Genomic DNA, 6,991 nt, shown 5'->3' on the forward strand with positions numbered 1-6,991 from the left:
TCAGCGCGCCGGCGGCCTGACCCTCGGTAATGTAGGGGAGCTGGTCCTCCGGCGCCGTGAAGATCACCGAGATCGGCTCGACCTGGGCGATGGTCACGACCGGTGTCTGGCTCGAGGCGTTGACGATGTTTCCGACGTCGACCTGACGCAGCCCGGCGACGCCGGTGATGGGGGCCGTGACCTGGGTGTAGTCGAGCTGTGTCTGGGCATTGGCGATGGCGGCCTGGTCGGCCGCGATCTGGGCGTTGAGCTGGGCAACGGTCGAGCGCTGCGCATCGAGCCGCTGCGCGGTTGCGAATTCGCCGAGCCTGGTCGAGCGCTGGAGTTCGATATTGGCGTTCTCGAGATTTGCCTCGTCCTGCGCCTTCTTGGCCTTGGCCTGGTCCAGCGTGGCCTGGTACGGACGCGGATCGATGGAGACGAGAAGATCACCCTGCTTGACGATCTGGCCTTCGGTGAAGGCGATCTTGTCGATCTGGCCGTCGACCCTCGTCCGTACCTGCACGGTGTTGAAGCCCTGCACCGTGCCGAGCCCCGTCAAGAAGACCGGGAAATCCGACTTCTGAACCGGTACCACGCTTACCGGGATGGCCGGGGCCCGCGGCGGTCCCTTTTGCGCGGTCTGGGTCTTCGCGGCATCGGATGCGTGGAATCGCTGCCAGCCGAAATAGCCTGCCAGCGCCACGGCTGCGATGATCAGAATCCAGCGGATCTTCATGTCGGCTACTTGTCGGCTCGCTTGCCCGAATGCGTAAGAGAACGGATCTTTGAGACGTTCCAGAGCGCTCACGTATAATATACGCCAAGTTCGAGTGTAAACACACTCTGGCTTGAGAATACTAAACAATTGGAAAGCTTTGCACCCGATTCAAGCCGTGAAAGCACGGGTCATAAACGTCATTCTCGGCTTTCGGAAAATTCGGTTGGCGTGCACCTGCTGCGCCTTGCTCGCCCGTCCCGTGTATTGTTTCGGCGCTCTCGCGAGGCTGCTTGCGAGCAGCCGTCTGGAACGATTTCAAACTGCAGACCTGGGATCGTTCCGATCTGGACGTATTCAAAGCTTCTCTCGGCCTATTCAAATTGACCGGCATTCTTGCCGCCGATACCAACGCCAGATCGCTCGTTGCAAATGATGCGCATGAGCGGTCTAGAAATGGGGCGTGTGAAATGGGGCGGATGGTTGCACCGAGGCCGGCGACGGCGGTCGCGAGCGTGGTCGCGGTGGCGTCGGGGGTACGGCATCGGGAAATTTTCCCGAATTTTCGGCCAATAAGTGAAGTTGCCGGCCAGCGATTGCGTGCTCTATCCTTCGAAAAGCCTGCATCTCGTCACGCCGGCACGGCGGAGGCTCTGGCGACGCCTTTTTTCCTGCTACGGAGCATGGTACGGGCACGATCAGGCCCGCAGCCTGATCTTTGACCTCGATACCGCCGTTCAGGCGCTGGCAGAGCGGCTTGGACGCGACGACCCCGAAACGGTCAAATTGACGGGTCTTTATCACAACCTCATCCGCACCTGGGCCGAAGCATGAAGACGATTTTTCTCCGAGTGAGCGTCGCCGCAATCGTGATGTTGTCGGCCGCCTGGCTCGGGTCGCCGGTTTCGGCACAGCAAACCGTGGCACCGGAGCCCCAGGCGGCGACGCCCGTGCAAGGGGCGCCGCAACTGGCCGCAAGTCCGGCTCCGGCGACCGTCGCCCCGTCGCCCGACGCGACGGCCGCCGACACCGGCACCCGTTCGCTGAGGCCGGCCGCACCGGTCATGAAGGAATTGTCGCCCTGGTCGATGTTCATGTCGGCGGACGTGGTCGTGAAGGCTGTCATGATCGGCCTGGCCTTCGCCTCGCTCATGACCTGGACCGCCTTCATCGCCAAGTCGATCGAATTGTCGCTGGTGCAGCGCAGGCTGAGAACGGCATTGCGCAAGATCGCCGACGCGAGGTCGCTGGCCGAAGCGCAGTTCGCGCTCGGCGCCAAGGACGGCATTTTGCCGTCGTTGCTGGCCGCGGCGATGCGCGAGGCGCGGCTGTCGGCGGGCATCTCCAGCGACGAAGGCATCAAGGAGCGGGTGGCATCGAACTTCGCCGAGATCGTGCGGGCGGAATCGCGCCGCGTCCGTTTCGGCATGGGCGTGCTCGCGACCATCGGCGCGACCTCGCCCTTCGTCGGACTGTTCGGCACCGTCTGGGGCATCATGAACAGCTTCATCGGCATCTCGAAGTCGCAGACGACGAACCTCGCCGTCGTCGCGCCCGGCATTGCGGAAGCCTTGCTTGCCACAGCGATCGGCCTCGTCGCCGCGATCCCGGCGGTGATCATCTACAATCATTTCGCACGCCTGACGAAGGGCTATCTCGAACTCGTCGGTCGCGCCTCGGGTGCGGCGGCGCGGCTGCTGTCGCGCGATCTCGATCGCAGCCATGGCAGCGTGCATTCGCGCGCGGCGGAGTAGGCGATGGGCGCCTCGATTGCAGACAACGACTTCGACGACGATGCCGACTTCGCCGAGACGCATGAGATCAACGTCACGCCGTTCATCGACGTCATGCTGGTGCTGCTGATCATCTTCATGGTCGCAGCTCCGCTGTCGACGGTGGACCTGCCGGTCGACCTGCCGACGTCGAGCGCGACGCCGCAGAAGAAGCCGGACAAGCCGACCTATGTCAGCATCAGGCCCGACCTGACGCTGGCGATCGGGGAGGAGCCGGTCAAGCGCACCGGGCTGATCGCCTCGCTCGACGGATTGGCCGACATGAGCAAGGACAAGTACGTCTTCCTGCGGGCCGATCGCTCGGTGCCCTATGGCGAGCTGATGGGTGTGATGGAGCTGTTGCGTTCCGGCGGCTACTCCAAGGTCAAGCTCGTCGCGCTGGAGGCGCCGTCGATGGACGCCGCAAAACCCTGAGGCCGGTGCCATGCCTGACCTCGATCACGAGCCAAGACCGCCCGGCCGGCTGTGGATGTTCGCCGCGGTGACGGCGCTTGCGCTGCATCTGGGAGGTGCGGCGCTTGCGATCGCCCATCTGCCGACCGATGACGGGGACGACGGCCTCGGCGCCAGCGGCGCGGAGTTCGCGGTCGAGATGGCCTCGCCCAAGGCGCCGGACTACGATCTGCCGCCGGGTCCCGACACCGAGGCGGCGCAGGAATCGCGCGCGCTTTCCGAGCAGAAGGCGGAAGTGAAGGAAACCGAGCTTCCGAAGGACCAGGTTCACGAGGCCGAGGATCCGGATCGGATCGTCACGCAGAGCGACACCAGGAAGCCGAAGGAGGACGAGCCGAAGGTCGCGGCCGTCGAGACCCACGCCGCCGACGAGTCGCCTGCCCAGGTCGCGACCGCGCGGCAGATGCTGGATGAGGACGCGCGCGAGGCGGAGAAGGCCAAGGCGCCGAGCATCGGCCTGGGCAAGGACCAGCTGAAGCTCACCGCCGATTGGGGCCGCAAGATCAGCGCCTACTTCCAGCAACACCTGCACTATCCCGAGGAGAAGAAGGGCAAGGCGACGGTGACCGTGAGCCTGGTTCTCAATCGCCGCGGCAATGTCGTTTCCGTCCAGGTCGTGGAATCCTCGGGCGATCAGGCCTACGACCGCGAGGCGGTCGCCATGGTCCGGCGCTCCGACCCCGTGCCGCGACCGCCGGCTGCCCTCACTGAGGAGACCTTCAGCTTCAAGCTACCGGTGATCTTCAGGGACGAGCAGAAGAAAAAGAAGGGCTGAGCCGTCGGTGCTCGGTCCGGCCGGCTATTTCCAGAGCATGCGGATCGCGACATAGACCACGACCAGGCAGGCGAAGATCAGCGCCACCGGGAGCGGGCGCTTGTCGGGCCCTCCCATGGTTGCCGCGCTGAACGGCGCAGGCTTCTTCTGCTTCGGCGCCGGCCGGCGGAAGGCGGTAACATTGTCCGCTGCGGGTTGGCTGGACCGCGGACGGACGTCCGGCGGAGTTCCGCCGCCGCCCATCTCGGCGTAGTAGGACTTGTAGACTTCCGCGATGGCGGCTTCGGTCGCCTCGGCCTCGCTCATCTGCTCCAGCAGATTATTGTAGCCGGCCAGGAAACCCTGGGCGTCGGGGGGCAGAGCCGACAGACCATTCAGCTTGGCCATCATCTTCCAGGTGGCGAAATCGGCCCGGGCGCGCGTGTCGGCTCGTCGCGCGATCAGCATGTCGGCAGCTTTGACCAAGTCGGCCTCGGGCCTTTCGAGTTTGGAGTCGGCTTTCAACTACGCATTGCCGGTCAGAAAGAGAACCACTTGAATCACATATCCGGTCAACGTTCGCAGTATTGCAGAAATAACATCAAGATTGAGACCGAACTGGGAACCCGCAAGGGGCAGCAGGATCAGGATGCCGATCAGGATCAGCATGCCGAACGGCTCGAGCTGCGCCAGCGGCAAGGCGAGCCGCCGCGGCAACAGACCGACGGCGACCCGCCCGCCGTCGAGCGGCGGGATCGGCATCATGTTGAAGACCGCGAGCACCGCGTTGATCAGGATCGCGTTCTTCAGGTTGTCCGCGATCCATTGCGCCGAGCCGGCGGGGGCGAAGGGCAGGGCGTGGACCGCCAGCGCCGCCGCCAGCGCCAGCAGGATGTTGGTTGCGGGGCCGGCGAGCGCCACCCAGACCATGTCGAGCTTGGGATTGTTCAGATTGCGGAAGTTCACCGGCACCGGCTTGGCATAGCCGAACAGGAACGGCGAATGCGCCATCAGCAGCATCGCCGGCAGGAACAGCGTGCCGAAGGGGTCGATGTGCCGCAGCGGGTTGAAGCTGACGCGGCCGAGCTGCCAGGCGGTGTTGTCGCCCAGGCGGTGCGCGACGAAGCCGTGCGCCGCCTCGTGGAAGGTGATCGCGATTATCAGCGGCAGGACCCAGACGGAGAGATCGTAGAGGGAGAGGCTCACGAGATTCGGACTCCGGTGCCGGGGCAGGCTAGCACGACGAAGCCATGGACGTTATCGAGGAAGTCATGGCGGGATGGTCGTCTCGTATTGCGGCAGGCCGTCATCGAGCGTCACCCAGGCGATCTTCTCCGACACCCAGATGTGCTCGGTGGGCGCGAAGGCGTTGCGGTCGTCGAAGGTCGCCAGCGCCACGCCGGCGGCGGTGCCGTTGCGCCGCCACGAGAACAGCCGCGTGCCGCAGCGCTTGCAGAACACGCGATCGATGGCGTCGGAGGACGGATAGCGGCCGATTTCGCCCTCGATCGTGAGCGCGGTCTGCGGAAACAGCGCGCGGGCGAAGAACGGCGAGCCCATCGCCTTCTGGCAATTGCGGCAATGACAGGCGCGGACGTTGAGCGGCTCGCCTTCGGCCTTGTAGCGCACCGCGCCGCACAGGCATCCGCCTTCCCGGATCATGACGCTCTCAATAGGTTGCCCGCCCGCCCGAGATGTCGAACACGGCGCCGGTGGAGAAGGCGCAGTCCTCGGACGCCAGCCATGCGACCATCGCGGCGAGTTCCTCGACCAGCACGAAGCGTCCCTTCGGGATCTTCGACAGCATGAAGTCGATGTGTTGCTGCGTCATCTGGTCGAAGATCGCGGTCCTGGCCGCCGCCGGCGTCACCGCGTTGACCAGGATGTCGTGCGCCGCGAGCTCCTTGCCGAGCGATTTCGTCAGCGCGATCAGGCCGGCCTTGGAGGCCGAATAGTGCGCCGCATTCGGGTTGCCCTCCTTGCCGGCGATCGAAGCGATGTTGACGATGCGCCCGTACTTCTGCTTGAGCATGGTGGGCACGATCGCCTTGCAGCAGATGAAGGGGCCGTCGAGGTTGATGTGCAGCACCTTGCGCCATTCCTCGAGATCGGTCTCCCACACCGTCTTGTTGATGCCGGCAACGCCGGCATTGTTGACGAGGATGTCGATCCTGCCGAAGGCGGCGAGCGTCGCGTCGCGCGCCTGCTCCGCCGCGGCCGGATCGGTGACGTCGACCTTGACGACGCGGACGTCGCCGCCGATCTCCCTGGCGGTCTTCTCGGCGAGCGCCGCGTCGAAATCCCAGATCGCAACCCTGGCGCCGGAGGCGACGAAGCGCGCGGCGATGGCGCGGCCGAAGCCTTGCGCGCCCCCGGTGACGACGGCGCAGCGGCCGTTGAGATCGATCTTGTTCATGCTGAAGCCTTCATCTGTTTCTGGACGTCAGAGCATGTAGCCGCCGTCGACGACGAGATCGACGCCGGTGGTGAATGCGCTTTCGTCGCTGCCAAGATAGACCGCCATCGCGGCGATCTCCTCTGCGGTACCGAGCCGTCCCATCTTCTGGCGGGAGATGAACATCTCCTTGCCCTTGGGGCCGGCAGCGGCGGCGCGGTCCAGCATCGAGGGTGTCTCGACGGTGCCGGGGCAGATGCTGTTGCAGCGAATGCCCTGGGTGATGAAGTCGAGTGCGACGGCGCGCGTCAGCAGCGAAACCGCGGCCTTGGATGCGCTGTAAACATAGCGGTTGGCTGGCGGCCTCAACGCCGCGCAGGAGGAGATGTTGACGATGCTGCCGCCTCCGCCCGCCAGCATCGCCGGCAGGAACGCCTTGATGGTCCGGTGCATGGACTTGACGTTGAGATCGAACGAGAAGTCCCAGTCCTGTTCCGAACAATCCAGAATGGTGCCGTGGTGCACGAAGCCCGCCGCGTTGAGCAGGATGTCGATCTTGCCGATGCGCCTGGCGAAGGCGTCGACCTCGGCCGTGCTGCGAACGTCGAGCCGCGCGGTCTCGGCGACGCCTTCCTTGCCGAGGGTTGCGATGCCGCCTTCATTGATGTCGGTGGCGATGACGGCGGCGCCTTCGCGCGCGAACGCGATTGCGCATGCACGCCCGATGCCCGCCGCCGCGGCGGTGACGACGGCGCGCTTGCCCTTGAGGCGGTCTGACATTTTGGTCTTCTCCCGATCGTAAACCGTTCTGTCGCGTCGTCATTGCGAGTTCCGACCGGCCCGAGGGGCCGACCCGCCTTAGATGAAAATGGGTGAGCCACTCTGACTGAGTTTAGACC

At 65.0% G+C, this 6,991-nt stretch carries 9 protein-coding genes and 1 pseudogene; 4 read left to right on the plus strand and 6 right to left on the minus strand.

The window, feature by feature from the left end:
• Nucleotides 1–718, minus strand: a 718-nt coding sequence (locus tag KGM94_RS21960; protein ID WP_300264055.1) for an efflux RND transporter periplasmic adaptor subunit, incomplete at its 3' end; no start/stop codon positions are given.
• Nucleotides 719–1,273: 555 nt separating this feature from the next.
• Between KGM94_RS21960 and KGM94_RS21965 the strand changes: the two are divergent.
• The 4 genes and pseudogenes from KGM94_RS21965 to KGM94_RS21980 all read left to right on the plus strand — a co-directional run.
• Nucleotides 1,274–1,531 (plus strand): annotated as a pseudogene (locus tag KGM94_RS21965) (PKHD-type hydroxylase); the annotation flags it as partial.
• On the plus strand, nt 1,528–2,451 hold the full coding sequence (gene exbB / locus KGM94_RS21970) for a tonB-system energizer ExbB (RefSeq protein ID WP_300264056.1): 924 nt from the start codon (nt 1,528–1,530) through the stop codon (nt 2,449–2,451). The pseudogene KGM94_RS21965 and the gene exbB, both read left to right, overlap by 4 nt.
• Nucleotides 2,452–2,454: 3 nt before the next feature.
• Nucleotides 2,455–2,904, plus strand: coding sequence for a TonB system transport protein ExbD (gene exbD / locus KGM94_RS21975; protein WP_300264058.1), 450 nt, complete (start codon nt 2,455–2,457; stop codon nt 2,902–2,904).
• 10 nt (nt 2,905–2,914) lie between these two features.
• Complete coding sequence (locus KGM94_RS21980; RefSeq protein WP_300264060.1) at nt 2,915–3,718, plus strand: energy transducer TonB; 804 nt, start codon at nt 2,915–2,917, stop codon at nt 3,716–3,718.
• 24 nt (nt 3,719–3,742) lie between these two features.
• Here KGM94_RS21980 and KGM94_RS21985 read toward each other — a convergent pair whose 3' ends face one another.
• The 5 genes from KGM94_RS21985 to KGM94_RS22005 all read right to left on the minus strand — a co-directional run bounded on the left by KGM94_RS21985 (nt 3,743) and on the right by KGM94_RS22005 (nt 6,872).
• Nucleotides 3,743–4,165: a hypothetical protein gene (locus KGM94_RS21985; protein ID WP_300264070.1), complete on the minus strand. Its 423-nt coding sequence runs from the start codon at nt 4,163–4,165 to the stop codon at nt 3,743–3,745.
• Between the two features lie 57 nt (nt 4,166–4,222).
• Nucleotides 4,223–4,903, minus strand: a complete 681-nt coding sequence (locus tag KGM94_RS21990) for a site-2 protease family protein (RefSeq protein ID WP_300264062.1) — start codon at nt 4,901–4,903, stop codon at nt 4,223–4,225.
• Nucleotides 4,904–4,966: 63 nt separating this feature from the next.
• The gene (locus KGM94_RS21995; protein WP_300264065.1) at nt 4,967–5,359 is read right to left on the minus strand and encodes a GFA family protein; all 393 of its coding nucleotides are present in this window, start codon (nt 5,357–5,359) and stop codon (nt 4,967–4,969) included.
• A 7-nt stretch (nt 5,360–5,366) separates the two neighbouring features.
• Nucleotides 5,367–6,113 (minus strand): SDR family NAD(P)-dependent oxidoreductase, encoded by a 747-nt coding sequence (locus KGM94_RS22000; RefSeq protein WP_300264067.1) that lies wholly within the window; start codon nt 6,111–6,113, stop codon nt 5,367–5,369.
• A gap of 27 nt (nt 6,114–6,140) precedes the next feature.
• Complete coding sequence (locus KGM94_RS22005) at nt 6,141–6,872, minus strand: SDR family oxidoreductase (protein ID WP_300264069.1); 732 nt, start codon at nt 6,870–6,872, stop codon at nt 6,141–6,143.
• Nucleotides 6,873–6,991 lie beyond the last annotated feature (119 nt).

The organism is Bradyrhizobium sp. (assembly GCF_028868675.1).
GTDB lineage: Bacteria > Pseudomonadota > Alphaproteobacteria > Rhizobiales > Xanthobacteraceae > Bradyrhizobium.